Annotated in this window: 13 protein-coding genes and 2 pseudogenes; 8 read left to right on the top strand and 7 right to left on the bottom strand. The window is 53.9% G+C overall.

All coding sequences use genetic code 11. From position 1 onward, the window contains the following. On the top strand, positions 1–275 hold a 275-nt coding region (locus BP727_RS03170; RefSeq protein ID WP_286857323.1), incomplete at its 5' end, for a hypothetical protein. 62 nt (positions 276–337) lie between these two features. Here the strand turns inward: BP727_RS03170 and BP727_RS03165 are convergent. Beyond that, positions 338–919: a DNA polymerase ligase N-terminal domain-containing protein gene (locus tag BP727_RS03165; RefSeq protein ID WP_286857320.1), complete on the bottom strand. Its 582-nt coding sequence runs from the start codon at positions 917–919 to the stop codon at positions 338–340. Positions 920–1,101: 182 nt separating this feature from the next. Between BP727_RS03165 and BP727_RS03160 the strand changes: the two are divergent. Both BP727_RS03160 and BP727_RS03155 read left to right on the top strand, forming a co-directional pair. Continuing rightward, positions 1,102–1,431 (top strand): annotated as a pseudogene (locus tag BP727_RS03160) (ABC transporter permease); the annotation flags it as partial. A 62-nt stretch (positions 1,432–1,493) separates the two neighbouring features. After that, positions 1,494–2,198 (top strand): acylphosphatase, encoded by a 705-nt coding sequence (locus tag BP727_RS03155; RefSeq protein WP_273272104.1) that lies wholly within the window; start codon positions 1,494–1,496, stop codon positions 2,196–2,198. Between the two features lie 90 nt (positions 2,199–2,288). On the opposite strand, the gene BP727_RS03150 is transcribed toward BP727_RS03155, so the two are convergent. Then, positions 2,289–3,554: a methanogenesis marker 16 metalloprotein gene (locus BP727_RS03150; RefSeq protein ID WP_013718369.1), complete on the bottom strand. Its 1,266-nt coding sequence runs from the start codon at positions 3,552–3,554 to the stop codon at positions 2,289–2,291. Between the two features lie 314 nt (positions 3,555–3,868). Here BP727_RS03150 and guaA point away from each other — a divergent pair, with 314 nt between their 5' ends. Next, a complete protein-coding gene (gene guaA / locus BP727_RS03145) occupies positions 3,869–4,777 on the top strand; it encodes a glutamine-hydrolyzing GMP synthase (protein ID WP_013718370.1) in 909 nt (302 codons plus the stop codon). A gap of 19 nt (positions 4,778–4,796) precedes the next feature. On the opposite strand, the gene BP727_RS03140 is transcribed toward guaA, so the two are convergent. Genes BP727_RS03140 through artA form a run of 4 tightly spaced genes read right to left on the bottom strand, consistent with a single transcriptional unit; the run spans position 4,797 to position 7,211 of the window. After that, on the bottom strand, positions 4,797–5,078 hold the full coding sequence (locus tag BP727_RS03140) for a dihydroneopterin aldolase family protein (protein ID WP_269798859.1): 282 nt from the start codon (positions 5,076–5,078) through the stop codon (positions 4,797–4,799). 23 nt (positions 5,079–5,101) lie between these two features. Beyond that, a complete protein-coding gene (pssA, locus tag BP727_RS03135) occupies positions 5,102–5,773 on the bottom strand; it encodes a CDP-diacylglycerol--serine O-phosphatidyltransferase (protein WP_013718372.1) in 672 nt (223 codons plus the stop codon). Further along, a complete protein-coding gene (locus BP727_RS03130; RefSeq protein WP_013718373.1) occupies positions 5,770–6,435 on the bottom strand; it encodes a phosphatidylserine decarboxylase in 666 nt (221 codons plus the stop codon). Before BP727_RS03130 ends, pssA begins: the two co-directional genes overlap by 4 nt. Further along, on the bottom strand, positions 6,432–7,211 hold the full coding sequence (gene artA, locus BP727_RS03125) for an archaeosortase A (protein ID WP_232844317.1): 780 nt from the start codon (positions 7,209–7,211) through the stop codon (positions 6,432–6,434). The genes BP727_RS03130 and artA overlap by 4 nt, the downstream gene beginning before the upstream one ends. Positions 7,212–7,315: 104 nt before the next feature. Here artA and BP727_RS03120 point away from each other — a divergent pair, with 104 nt between their 5' ends. Continuing rightward, on the top strand, positions 7,316–11,023 hold the full coding sequence (locus BP727_RS03120) for a S8 family serine peptidase (RefSeq protein ID WP_286857313.1): 3,708 nt from the start codon (positions 7,316–7,318) through the stop codon (positions 11,021–11,023). Between the two features lie 8 nt (positions 11,024–11,031). Beyond that, complete coding sequence (locus BP727_RS03115; protein WP_286857310.1) at positions 11,032–12,027, top strand: radical SAM protein; 996 nt, start codon at positions 11,032–11,034, stop codon at positions 12,025–12,027. 38 nt (positions 12,028–12,065) lie between these two features. Here the strand turns inward: BP727_RS03115 and BP727_RS03110 are convergent, their stop codons facing one another. Continuing rightward, positions 12,066–12,731, bottom strand: coding sequence for an HD domain-containing protein (locus tag BP727_RS03110; protein WP_273278961.1), 666 nt, complete (start codon positions 12,729–12,731; stop codon positions 12,066–12,068). Between the two features lie 109 nt (positions 12,732–12,840). Here BP727_RS03110 and BP727_RS03105 point away from each other — a divergent pair, with 109 nt between their 5' ends. Both BP727_RS03105 and BP727_RS03100 read left to right on the top strand, forming a co-directional pair. Further along, positions 12,841–14,025, top strand: coding sequence for an ABC transporter permease (locus BP727_RS03105; RefSeq protein WP_273278962.1), 1,185 nt, complete (start codon positions 12,841–12,843; stop codon positions 14,023–14,025). Positions 14,026–14,032: 7 nt separating this feature from the next. Next, a pseudogene (locus BP727_RS03100) lies at positions 14,033–14,292 on the top strand (ABC transporter permease); the annotation flags it as partial.

Below are 14,292 nucleotides of genomic sequence, written 5' to 3'. Positions count from 1 at the left end.
AAACTGTCGCAAAGATAGAGAAAAGCGCCCAGAGCAGGAAGGAAGATCCCGTCCTGCAGTCAAATGAGCGGAGGTATGTTCTGTTGGAAGAGAAAGAGAGAAGGGAAAAGAAAGGAAAGGGCAGGATGACAGTGCAGGAGGCGGGGAGAAAAGGGGGTATGAAGACTGCCGAGACCCATGGCAGGGAGTTTTATGAAAAGATCGGCCATATGGGCGGCCAGAAGGTAAAGGAGCTGATTGAAGAGGGAAAGAAGGCCCTGGGCCGTTCTGGATAAATTAATGTCTTTTTTATCTTTCTGTGGAGTGCTCTTTCGGGCTTTTTGTGGCGGAGATCGTCCTATGATTCCGCCTTCTCATCCCGCATCTTGACCAGGAGCCAGCCGCGTGGGGTCCTGGTGAGGGCGAAGCCGCCCTGCAGCCTTTTGCCCTTTAGCCAGAATGAGGCATGGCCGCCTTTCAGGGCCTGGGAGAGGGAGATTTCCTGGCCATCCTTATTTGAAAGGTTCTGGTATATGCCCCGATCCCAGATGGCCACTGTTCCTGCACCGTACTCGCCCTCGGGAATAGTGCCCTCAAACGAGGCGTATTCAATCGGATGGTCCTCGGTCTGGACTGCCAGGCGTTTGTCCTTTGGATTCATGGAGGGGCCCTTGGGAATGGCCCAGGATTTCAAAACCCCATCTACCTCCAGCCGAAAGTCGTAGTGCAACTGGCGGGAATGGTGCTCTTGCACCACAAAGATCTGGCTGCCCGAATTCGCTCTCTTATCGGCGATCTTTGGAGGATTGGGCTCAGAGGTAACAGCGAAGTTCCTCTTCTCTTGATAGCTTTTAAGCGCATCGGGGTTCATAGGAATCCTTCCATTATAGTTTGAGCAGTGCCAGCAGAGGAGCACCAGCATCAACCCTTTCAGATGCATGCTTTGCAGATGTATAAATTCTATCCACCTATTCCATCTACTCTCTCATATCCAAGCTTTCACCAGCTAATCATGGAATTGGACTCGATCCTCTCGGCCCATTATGCGAGATGGATTTCTTTGTTATCCTCTTCGACGATGTTGCTCTCCAGGATCTCCAGGGCCCGGCAGTGCTCCTTGGCCTGGGCGCCTCGGATCGGCATATCCTGATAAAACACATCCTGCCCAATGTAGTCTCGCCGGTTGTGTTGCTGGCGACCCTGAACATGGCCGGAGCGATCCTCTCACTAGCCGGCCTGGGATTCCTGAGTCTGGGAGCCCAGCCGCCCACTGCAGAGTGGGGCTCGATGCTCAGCGACTCTCAAGGGCTGATATTTTCTGCGCCCTACCTGATATTCATCCCCGGCATAGCTATTATGATCACAGTGCTGGCCTTCAACCTGCTTGGTGACGGACTGAGGGACGCCATTGACTCCAAGTCAGGAGGAATGGCGGACGAGATGCGAGGGTAATGCAATACTGCCGAATTCAACCCAAATCCTTTTCTCTCAGGCGAACCTATTTTTAGACTTAGATGAAGCTCAAGATCACAATCACTGGTCCGAAGGTTAATGACGTTAGCTACCGTTACTTCCTGTTGGGCATTGCCATGTCCAATAGGATCAGGATGTTTGAGGCTCACAATATGAGAAGCAGCGAGGGCCAGGCAGTCCTGGCCTTTGCTGATGGCGATGAGGAGGCGATTAAAGCCTTCTGCGCTCAGATTGAAACAGAGCGTCCCGCCCGTTCCGAGGTGTCAAATATTGTCTTTGATGACTTTCAGGGAGAGGTCATGAGGATAGGAGAGTATGCTCAGTTCTGCGCTACGATCCAGTTGAATAAAGCCATCCCTGTGCTGCTTGATATGAGAGATGACTTGAGAGCAGTGCGAAAGAACACCGACTTGATACCTCAGATAAAGGCAAACACAGATGCCATACCTCAGATAAAGGCAAACACAGATGCCATACCTCAGATAAAGGCAAACACAGATGCTATTCCTCAGATAAAGGCAAACACAGATGCCATACCTCAGATAAAGGCAAACACAGATGCCATACCTCAAATAAAGGCAAATACGGATGCCATACCTCAGATAAAGGCAAATACAGACGCTATTCCTCATGTCTTGGGTGAGATCAAGGGCTTGAGGGATGACATCCAGCCTGGATATGCGAACAACTTCAGGCAGGTACAGGCCGATGTCCGGGCGATAAAGGAACGCCTTGGCATGCAGTAAACTAGAATTTAATACATAGGGAGCGCGGAGGGGTCACGAATACCCCTTCTTCAGGTTGGGGATGAAGTGAACCCGGGCATCTGCTCGCCCTCACAATCGTTCCACCATCTCGGTAATTCTAAAGGATCCATTCAGAATCTCCTCTTTCAGCCTTTTTGCTAACCCCATCGCCCTTGCTCTATCCGATTGGCGGAGCTGAATGGGAATTGTCCTCTCCCCCAGGCGGATGGCCCCCAGCCTCCCCTGGAATGCCCCGCCGCTGCACTGGGAGACGCACAGGCCGCAGTTGAAGCACTTTGTTTTATCGCGCAAAACCCGGCCATCCTCGATGCTTATCGCATTCATGGGACAGGCTGGCGCTGCAGTGCACCTGGTGCAGCCTTTGCACCTTTCCGGATCGAACTGTACCTCCAGGTCGACAGAATCCCAGACATCCCCGTAAGTCGACTTGCCGATCTTCTGGCGTACATTCACATCCATTATGGTGAGAGGGATATCCCTATCCTGAAGCAGTATGCTCCTTAAGATGTATTCATTCAGCACAGGGATTGGCACCGCCCAGGAACCTATGCACTCCGGGCCGGCTGAGGTCGCAAATCCGCCCATGTACTCCGGGTCCATATGGCGCATGTCCGCCATCCCGAGGAGGTTAGGCCTGGTGGGCATGGAGCGGGTCCCCGTCCCCATCACAAATCCCTGCGCTCCATTGATGAGAATGCGGGTTCCAATGCCAATAGTTTCCAGGTGGGGATCATTCTTGATGGGATTGATCTGGCCGCATCCAGAGACCGTGGCTGCGGCAAAATGAGGCGGAAACTCCAGCCTGCTGAAGATGGTCTTCAGGGGGAGGCCTTTGGGATTGACGAAGGCCACATAGTTCTTGAAGGCATTGCGAGTGGAGAATATGCGGGCATAGGGGATCTCATCCAGGCAGATGTCCTTTTCCAGGAGGTCTCCATTTTCTGCCAGAACCTCCACCAGGACATCCTTTCCTTCCACCAGCTCCCTTAAAAGGTGTCCTCCCCCGTAATCCGGCTGGCGTATGCTGTGCGCGGTGCCGTAGACCATCAGATCGATGATACCCAGTCGCTCATTGGGACACGGCCCTGGATAGGCAGGAACGCCGTTGATCCTGGCGCTGCTGGCGCGGATGAATGAGCCAGGGGCTGCCAGGGGAAAGGAGAGCACAGCATAGGTGCCGCTCATTATCGCCCGGGTGGCGGTGGTGACAACGTCCACATCCTTCAGGCCGATCTCTCCTTTCTCTTCTACCATCTCAGAGATCTCCTGCTGGGTGAGAACTGTTGCCTTTCCGCTCTTAATACTCCTTTTTATGTCCTCCACAGTTCGGCTCATGGCTATCGCATTCAGCCCATCAGCATAAAGCAGCTGCGATCTATCTGGAAAAAAAGACGCCTTGCTAATCGTGATATTTTTCGCGGGGAGGGCCGGAGGGATGAGCCCTCCCCAAGGGCATAGTGATCCCACTCTCCTATACCAACAATATCCTTCTCCTGATAATTTAAAGCCCTATTTTTCATGTAGTTCTCATATTGAGATCACCTGAAAGAATTTCCCGCCCGCATTCTGCCATAGTCTGGGTGACGGTCAGAGGAGATGTCGTCACCGTAAACCTCAAATCTTGGGACTCGGGCATGCTAATCATGGCCATGAATGCGGAGCGTTTCATTGAGAACGCCATTGCAGAGATCAAGCGCGATATTAAGGGTCGCGCTATTATCGGTTTATCTGGGGGTGTAGACAGCTCGGTATGCGCTATGCTTGCTCATCGGGCATTGGGTGACCGGCTGGTTCCTGTCTATGTGGACTCCGGGCTGATGAGGCAGTCTGAGTCCGATCGAATTGAGGAGCTATTCAAGGATCTGGGCCTGGTGCGGGTCAATGCCCAGGACCGATTTCTAGAGGCTCTTAAAGGGGTTGTTGATCCTGAAGAGAAGAGGATGGTGGTGGGAGAGACATTCATCCGGGTCTTCGAGGAAGAGGCGCGCAGGATCGGCGGCGATTGCCTCATTCAGGGCACCATCTATCCAGACAGAATCGAATCGGACGGAGGCATCAAAGCCCACCACAATGTAGGAGGCCTCCCCAGCCGGATCGAGTTCAAGAACATAGTTGAGCCTCTGCGCGACCTGTACAAGGACGAGGTTCGCCAGGTGGCAAGGGCTCTGAGCCTCTCCCCTGAGATCAGCGAAAGGATGCCTTTTCCCGGTCCTGGGCTGTCGGTCAGGATCGTAGGAGAGGTCACTCGGGACAAGCTGGATGTGGTCAGAAAGGCGAACGCCATTGTTGAGGAGGAGGTGGAAGAGTTTTCTCCCTGGCAGGCATTTGCCGCCATCCTGGGAATGGCGACCGGGGTCAAGGGAGACAACCGGGTCTATGGATATGTGGTCGCCGTCCGGGCAGTCACCAGCCGCGATGCCATGACCGCAGAGGCGATGGAGCTTCCCTGGCAGGTCCTCAGACGCATCTCTGGCCGGATCACCGGGGAGATCCCGACAGTCTCCAGGGTGGTCTACGACCTGACCCCAAAACCGCCGGGCACTATAGAGTTTGAGTAATCGAGCCTTAAGGAACGCTCTATTTCAGGCTCATAAGGGGATAGCACCTCTCCCGGTCGTACTCCAGCCGGGCGGAGATCACCTCCCCTTCATATTCTATCTCCACCAGGGCCCAGATCATCCTCCCTTCCAGCTCGCCGTAGCCGAAGACATTTTCAGAGAGCATATCCCGGTCTATCCTCACCTCGACCCTCCGCACATAAGGCTGAAGGGAGATACTCTCTTCGATGGCCTTCTCAAGGCTGGATGCTGTCCTCATTCCCACTGGCGAGCCCACGAACTGGTGATAGAGTGCTCCCAGCTTTATTCCTGCCTCAAAGGCTGCTATTTCCCTTTTTGTAGGCGTGAAATCACCACCGGACTTAACAAATACATGATTATCAGAGCGCCCAACAGGATCGCGGTATAAATGGTATTGCTCTGAAAAAAGACCGCCCAGGCGGCAGCAATGGTGAAGAAGCCCAATATAGACAGGACTCTCTTGTCCCTTATCTTGGGATATGGTATGCTGCTTATCATGAGCAAAGCCAAAATGAGCATGAGTGTAACGGCAAGCCCAGGCCGCCCCAATAGGACGCTGGCTGATAGAGCCATGCCTGCAGCAGGAATGGGCAGGCCCTCGAAGAGCTGATCGCTCTTGTTTGAGATATTGAACCTGGCCAGGCGGAGGGCTCCACAGATGACAAAGAAGATCGCTGCCGGCCAGATCAGGAAGGGGAGGCTGAATGCCTGAACAACAAGAAAGGCCGGCGCTACACCAAAGGACACCAGGTCTGCCAGGGAGTCCAGGTTAGCTCCCAGGGGACCGGATCCCCTCTTTCTGGCTACAAATCCGTCCAGTCCATCTGCTATCGCTGCTAATATTATGAGAACGACTGCTACCTTTAAGATATCCAAAGATTGTGATTCGCAGATGACGAGGATGGCAGCAAATCCCAGAGCGATGTTCAACATGGTGAACAGGTCTGGCGGCCGGAGTGCGCGCAGGATATTCATGAAGTGACTCCTGGTGACCCAGAAGAGACTAGAACTCCTGATGAACCTGATGCCACTGGAACTCCTGGCAGCTCCGAGTTGCACTTGATGGCAAGAACCGTCTTCCCCGCCCGGACGCTATCTCCAATGGCCACTTGCAGCTTGTATCCCCTGGGAATGGTGGTCTCCACCCGCGAGCCAAAGCGGATCATGCCTATCCTCTCCCCCCGGAGGACGTGATCTCCGGGTTTGACATAACAGATGATCTCTCTTACAAAGGTCCCGGTGATCTGGCACAGCTGAATCTCTCCGTCCTCGGTATCGATTCTAATTCTGTTTTGCTGGTTTTGGCACGAGCGGTTTAGAAAGGCTGGGAGGTGAGTGCCTTTCCTTTGCTCCACACTGATTATCGTCCCATCTAAAGGCGACCGGTTAACGTGCACATCGCCGAAGCCCATGAATACGGTGACCTTCTCAGGGGTGGCCTGAATGATCCTTCCGTCTGCTGGAGAGAGCATACCCTCGCTTTGCGGCAGACGGTCTGGGTCCCGGTGAAAGAATATCATGAACAGCAAACCCATAAAAGCGGCAGCCGATATGTACCAGTTCCCGGCAGCGGCCAGGGCAGCGGTCAGGATAATGGGCACCGATATCCATCCGCGGGAGTCTTTTGCCAGCTTCAAGCGGCATCTCCTCTGGGGTGTCTTATGTCCGCTGCCAGCTCATCTATGATCGAGAGGAGTTCGGGGAGGAGCAGGAATATCATATAGGATATCAGCAAGAGAGCAGCAACAGATCCTATCTTGGCGATCAGATTATGGGCAACCTCAAAGCTTGCGCTTCCAAACCAGCTCCAGCCGTAGGCCATGATCACGAATCCATTTCTCACTAGGTTCAGGATATAGATGGAGATGATAGAGACCACAAGAGCTGCCGCCCTCCGGCCGATTGGTGCTCGGACGGATATGATGAGTCCTGAAAAGAGGGCGATGCTCTCAATGGCGGTGCAGGCGAGGATGATCTCCACCGACCTACCGTTCAGAGTCATGATATTCCAGCCGGGCATGACCACCGGAACAGATAGAGCCTGAAGGGCTTGCACAGTCATGAGGGTGGTAAACCCTATCAGTGCCTCTCTCAGGGGCTCGATCTCGGCGAATGGAAAATAGACCATTCCGCATACTGCAGCGGCATAGCTTGCCCAGAGCTGGGCTTTGGAGGGGCCGCTCCTTCTAGTCATTATCCAGGCCATATAAAAGCACATGAGACCGGCAGCAGTGAAGAGGATGGCATTGAAGTAGTCATTGATGGCCAGATAGTGCCCGGGCTGAGCCAGCCAGAATACGCCAAATAGGAGCCATCCGGACAGGGCGATGAGGCTCTTTTTGGTCAGGGATGATACAAGCAGCAGAAGCAAGCTGATCCAGAGCAGATAAGAAGCCAGCCAGTCCAACATCATTCACCTAAGAAGTACCACAGGTTTATTTAGCATTATCTACTTACATCGCGATGATATGAACTTGGTGGGGGCTGGATTCACACCATTTATGGGTTTGGTTGATCATGGATCGAAATGCTTTTATTTTATTTTCTGCAGCGAGCGTGCTTCTCCTGGCCGTGGCCGGAGCGCAGATAGCCGAAGCAGGGTCATCTGATGCCGTCGGAAAGATAGATGCTGATCTGGCAGAGATGCTCGGTGGTGCGGGAGAGGAGAGGATACCTGTGATTGTGATGCTGAAGGGCACCGAGGCTCTGGATATTGACGGCTTCGATGTCAAGTACAGCTATCAGCTCATCCCCGGCCTGGCTGGAGAGGCAAGCAGCACTACCATCCGAGAGATGGCAGAGAGCGATAGAGTATCCGCTATCTATTTCGATGATCCTGCGAAGATATCGGCACCAGTCGAGGATATCGCATCTGCACCGGATAATGCTCTGGTTTATGATAACTCTTCCGTCGATGGGCAGGATAACGATTCTGATGGCCCATCAGATGGTTACATCTCTCCCGCCCGGATCATCAAAGCGGATAAGCTCTGGGAGATGGGGATCGATGGCAGGGGGATAAACGTTGCGGTGATCGATTCAGGCATCGACAAGAATCATCCCGATCTGATCGGCAAGGTGATCGCTGAGAAGAACTTCCTGGCCAATGAGATCACAGCAGACGATCTTTTGGGCCATGGCACAATGATCGCCGGGATCATCGCCGGCTCAGGTGCCAGCTCGGGCGGAAGATATGTGGGAATTGCCCCCGGGGCGAGCCTGATCAATGTCAAGGTGATCGACCAGAATGGCGATGGCAGGGTATCGGATATCATCGCCGGCATTGAGTGGGCCATCTACAATGGCGCTGATGTTCTGAGCCTCAGCCTGGGAGGGATAAACCTGGGCGAGACCAATCCCCCCATAACCATGGCCGCAGATAATGCCGCGGATCAGGGTGTGGTGGTATGTGTGGCTGCGGGAAACCGCAACAGCACTGAGAACGAGAATCAGCTGTCGGGAGCATCGTCCAGCCAGCTTCGAGGCTCTCCTGTCGAGCTCTCCCAGACGGAAGAGAGCAGCGGCAAGGACGTCTATTTCCTGTTTGTGCCCATCGTCTTCGCCCTGCCTCCGGGGCTGATAGACTCGCCAGGCGACGGGGTGAATGTCATCACCCTGGGTTCAACCGATGCCGCGGGGCATATGGCCAGCTTCTCCGGCTCCGGACCGACCAGGGACGACAGGATCAAGCCGGATGTCGTCGCTCCGGGAATGGATATCATCTCCACAGTGCCCGCTGGCCTTGAGGGGCCGGAGTATGTTGATACTTATTATGCCCGGGAATCGGGGACAAGCCTCTCCACGCCCATTGCCGCAGGTCTCGCTGCCCTTCTCTTGCAGGAGAGGAGCAACCTAACTCCCGCAGGGATCAAGGGGGCGATGACCAGGGGAGCGGCCAAGCTCAATAACACCCATGGGGTGGCTTACGAGGCATACTATCAGGGAACTGGCCTGTTGGATGCTCTACATTCCTATCAGCTCCTGGAGGAGCTGGGAGATGGGATGAGCGGCGTTGTGCCTGATCTGTGGAAGCCGGGTCGGTGGGCATATCTGCCCTCAGGAGAAGGAGTCTATGTGGGCCTGGATACAGGAGCAGACCGGCCGCAGAAGAAGATCTATGCCCTTGCCCCTGGAGACCGCGACTGGAATACCAGGTTCGTGTTCTTCAGCAACCGGGAGAGAGATGGGATTTCCCTCTCCGCTCAGGGGGAGATAGCAGATTGGGTCAGCCTGCAGGCCCTTCCTGAGCACATATCATCCAACGGTCAGCATGTCTTTGCCGCATCCATCCAGGTGCCGGAAGATACGGATCCTGGAGATTATTCCGGATCGCTTGATATCACTGACTCCGATAAGACGGTCCTTGAGATACCGGTCAGCCTGACGGTGGCAGAGCCCCTATCCATCTCCCTGGGAAAAGGAGGGAATTCCGGAAGCCTGACCGGGAACCAGTGGGATTACTATTATCTGGATTTGCCGGTGGGATCGAGGGGGATTGAGGTCAGGCTGGACTGGAACTCCGAATCGGATTCCATTGATGCTGATCGAAATGACTCCAACTCAACGGCTTTTAGCTCCATCAATGCCAGCTCCACGGACCTTGGCTCCAGCCTGGACCTGTTCCTGATATCCCCCACCAGTGAGTACTATGCCGGAGGGCCGGAGGGCAGCTCCAAGAGGGTAGCAATCGAGAGCCCGCCTTCGGGAAGGTGGCTCGTGGCCGTGTATAGCGAGAATGCATCCGTTAATGCCAGCTATACCCTCCAGGTGGAGCAGGAGATGATAGAGCCCACTCCCAAGCGGTGGCACATAGACTCCGCCAATCCGGGAACGAATGCCAGCATCGAAATCCTGCTGGAGAATAGAGGTCTGGCGATGGAGAATCTGAGCTATGCGGCAGTTATCGAGAACGAAAGCCTGGTGGAGTATGAGGGCAGAGTGGGATTGAAGCAGATCTGGAACCAGACGGTGAATGTAACCGATGAGACCATAAGGCTCTCTGCAGAGCTTGCCACCATTGAGGGCAGCAGATACAGCGAGGTGGCCCTGGTCTTTGAGGATCCCGATGGAATGGCAAGCGAGGAGCATGCGGATTTGGGGTCGGGATATCTCGGTCCGGTGGAGGTCTCCAATCCCCAAGCTGGCAGGTGGGCGATCAACGTCTATGGGTATAATGTCCCCGAAACCGGCCAGCCCTTCAGGCTCACTGTCAAACAATACAAAGAGGAGCCCTGGAGCTGGATCAGCATCAGCGGCCCTGACCGGCTGGAGGCAGGCAGCAACCAAACCCTAAGGGCCAGCCTTGCCTTGCCCCAGAATCCTGCCCAACACCAGCTGCAGGGATACTTAAAGATCTGGGCTAACAATAGCAGCATCCAGATCCCGGTGAGCATCTCGCTGGCCGGATCAGGGCTTGTCGGCCTGAGCTCGGAAAAGGTGCTGGACGAGGATGAAGATGGCAAGCATGACCAGCTGGTTTTGGGATTCGGGGTGAATGTCACCATTCCAGGAAATTTCAGGCTGAATGGGGTGGTGAACGATTGCCTTGGGAATAGGATCGATGTGATAGATCAGAGCCAGAGGCTGGATGAGGATGGAGATATTCATGTCAACGTCAGCGGCACCGATATCTGGAGAGCGGCCAAGTGCGGCCCTATCAGAATCGAGAACCTGGTCCTCTACGATAATACTGGCAACTACCTTGATCGCTATGAAGAGGATATCCGCATAGATCGTGATCCCAAAGAGTTCCAGGCGCCTCCTGCCTACATCAGCGGATTTGTCAATCAGACCACTATGGAGGTCATAGCCGTTGGGGTCAACCTGTCGGTGACAAAGCCGGGAACCTATCGGATCGATGGGTTCATCCTGGATGATTCCGGGAAGGAGATCGGATACGAGAAGGTTGAAGAACGCCTTAATCCGGGCAACCACACCCTCAGCCTCGAGTTCAGTCCCTCAGATTTTATTATCCTGGAGGAGGTCTCCCGGGTTCGGCTGGTTGATCTGGTTCTGACCTCTGACGGGGAGGTGCTGGAGAATAGAGACCTGGCCTGGACCTCAGAGGAGATGGACCCCCTAGCATTTAGAGCGGTGCCTGGGTCTGGGGAGGCCATGGCATCTCAGGAGTCGGTGGTCCCAGCAGGCTCTGACTCTAATCTTCCCTTTCCGGCAGCAGAGGGAGCGGTATTGAGACGGGAAAATGGTACGGTGGTCATATCCTGATACCTTAAATGTCTTTTTTTCATGTGACAAGAGAGTCGGACATACCGCTGGTGGGATGTCTGTACTTCGGAGTGGTGGATCGAGGGAGCAATCTCCTGCAGATAAGGCCGAGCTGCGGCTGCAACTTAAGCTGCCCCTTCTGCTCGGTTGATGCCGGTCCCAGCTCGAGGTCAAGGGTGACAGACTATCAGGTGGACCTGGACTATCTGATGGAGGCGGTTCGGGAGATAGCTCCCTTCAAGGGACCCGGGGTGGAGTGCCATATCGACTCCCCTGGGGAGCCTATGCTCTATCCGGATATCGTAGAGCTGGTAGGGAGGCTGAAGGGGATAGGAGAGGTCAGTGTCGTCTCCATGCAGAGCAATGGCACTCGTCTGGATGAGGAGATGATCAGATCTTTAGAGGAGGCGGGGCTGGACAGGATCAACCTCTCCATGCACGCTTTAGATCCGGAGCTGGCGGCGTATCTGGCGGGAAGGCCGGGATTTGATGTCCAGGGGCTTATAGAGACAGCAGAAAATATTGCCAAAAGCAGAATCGATCTATTGATCGCGCCGGTGTACATTCCGGGAATAAACGACCAAGAGATTCCAAAATTGATCGATTTTGCCATTAGATCAGGAGCGGGAAAGAGGTGGCCGCCCCTTGGGATTCAGAAGTTCGAGCACTACCGGCTGGGCCGATCGCCGCGGGGCGTTCGTGCGGAGAACTGGTGGCACTTTTATAACCGCAGCATGCCGCAGTGGGAGAAGGAGTTCTCTCTGCCCCTGAGGCTCAAGGCGCAGGATTTCGAAATTGAGAAGCGGCCCATGATCCCCACGGTCTTCAAGAGAAATGAGAAGACAAAAGTGGAGATAAGAGCTCCCGGCTGGGTAGAGGGCGAGCAGCTTGGAGTGGCAAAGAATCGGGTGGTATCGGTGGTGGACTGCCCGAAAAAAGAGGGGAGCGTGCGGGTGAAGATAGTATCCAATAAGCACAATATCTATGTGGCTGTTCCAGCTTGAAGATGGGCATTATCAGCTTTGCTGCACGCAAAATTGCTTTACGGCGAATGCTCCTCGATCTCCTCCTCCAGATCTTTCAGATATCTTCTCAGCACCTCATTTCTCCTGCTGGCCATCTCTTTTCCTCTCCTGGTATGCATTCGGGATTCCAGCCTGAGGAGCTTTCTGTAAAAATGATCCAGATTCCATTTGCCGTCATCCGGCTCACGTCTCTTGCAGAAAGGATCCTGAGGGCTGTAGAATGCCCGGTTTATAGATCCGCCGGTCATAAAGGCTCGGGCTATGCCGACAGCGCCCATGGCATCCAGCCGGTCGGCATCCTGAAGTATTTTGCCCTCCAGGGTTTGGGGGTTGATTCCCTGGGAGAAGCGGTGAACCTCGATCGCATAGAGCACTTTCGCTTTTTTCTCTTCAGGCAGATCGATTTTCTCCAGGAACTGGCATACTGCCTCCCGTCGCCTGACCTCTTGATCCTGCTTTGCATCTAATGAGCCAAGAGAATGCTTAGATCCCTCTTTGGCGTCATGCAGTAGAGCTGCCAGGAGAAGAACAGGCATGTCCGCACCCTCGGCCTGGCCGATCACTTTGGCATTATGATAAACCCTTAAGATATGAGAAAAGTCGTGCGCAGGGTCCGCATCCTTATACAGCCTCTCGACATCTTCCAGCAGTGATTGGGTGAAGATTTCTTCCTCAAAGCACATCGATCTCGGGCTGCTTTCCAGCCTTAAATAATCTATCGATGGATCTTCATCGAATAGAAGCTCAGCCCAGCAACTTGATAAGAGAAAACATCATAGTGGGGAAAAAGAGGTGCCCGACCTGCCCAGCAGTATCGTTTCCGCCTTCGAGCTGACCGTCGCCATGAGGCATATCATCTATCGAAAGAGAGGAACCCTCCTCTCTGTAGCAGCCATAGCCCTGGCAGTATCCATCTCTCTCGTCTCCATATTCATGATGGACGGCTTTAGGGATATGCTCTTCGATGTGATCATCGAGGACCTTCCTCATGTCACCGTCACCCCCAAAGAAGGCGACGATTACATCTACCTCTATCACAGCCTCGCTGATCGCATTTGGGACATCCCAGGGGTAGTGGCTGTATCCGCCAGCCTGGGCACCAGTGCTACATTCACATATAAGGAAAATGTGGAGAATGTAGCCATGTCAGGGGTTGATCCGGAGGACTTTGAAAGCATATACCATCTTGAGGAATATATGATCAAAGGGGACCTTATCTCCGTCCAGAGCGGCAAAAAGGTGATCTTGGGCAAAAAGCTCTCTGAACGGCTGAAGGTCAAGATGGGCCAGACGATCTATGCCAGCTTTCCCGATGCCAGGGGCACCAGCCTGATGGTTTCAGGCATCTTCGATCCGCCCGTCGGCTGGCAAGATGACCTGACCATCGTCTCCCTGGAAACCGCCAGGAGCTTTCTGAATGAAGGGGATGTGGCATCTAATGTTGATATAAGGCTTGAGGATATCTACCAGGCAGATGCCGCTGCCAGATCTCTGCAGGATTACGGATACAAGGCGGATAGCTGGCAGAAGCTCTACCCGGAGATCCTGGAGACCCTGGCCATAGAGACCTTCGAGAACAATCTGATAATGCTGTTGATCCTGATCATCGCTTCCTTTGGAGTGGGAAGCGTCATGTACCTGCTGGTAAACGAGAAGACCAGCGAGATCGGTATGCTGATGGCCATGGGCGCGAAAAGGCAGAGCATAATGAACATATTCCTGATCGAGAGCGGCCTCTTGGGGCTGATGGGCGGAGCGGTGGGTGCAGTCCTGGGCCTCGCCCTTTCCCTTTATCTCGGTAATCTGGAGTTCTCAATGGAAGCCCCCGGCGGTCAGAAGATCACCTTGCCGGTTGTGATCAGCCTGGAAAGCTTCCTGGTGATAATAATCGCTGCAATTGCATTGAGCATCATCGCAGGCTCCTATCCCGCTTACAAAGCATCGAGGCTTGATCCCACCCAGGCCATAAACGCATGAAGAGATATTGAAGGAAAAAATGATGTACGAGTTTTCCATCGCCCAAAGACATATCCTGAGAAATCCCAGGATGGCCCTGTTCACAGTTGCTGCGGTGACTCTGGCGGTGGCGATCATCGTTCTTTTCATGGGAATTATGAGCGGCTTTCAAGAGGAGATCATTACCACGACGGTGGAGAACAATCCTCACATCTACATCCAGCCAAAGGAGGATGAGAACTATATCTATCTCTACAGAACCGTCTCTAATATTCTATGGGCATATCC

The sequence above is a fragment of the Methanosaeta sp. UBA356 genome, assembly GCF_002496465.1.
Lineage (GTDB): Archaea > Halobacteriota > Methanosarcinia > Methanotrichales > Methanotrichaceae > Methanothrix > Methanothrix soehngenii.
This window is presented reverse-complemented; position numbering and strand designations above follow the sequence as displayed.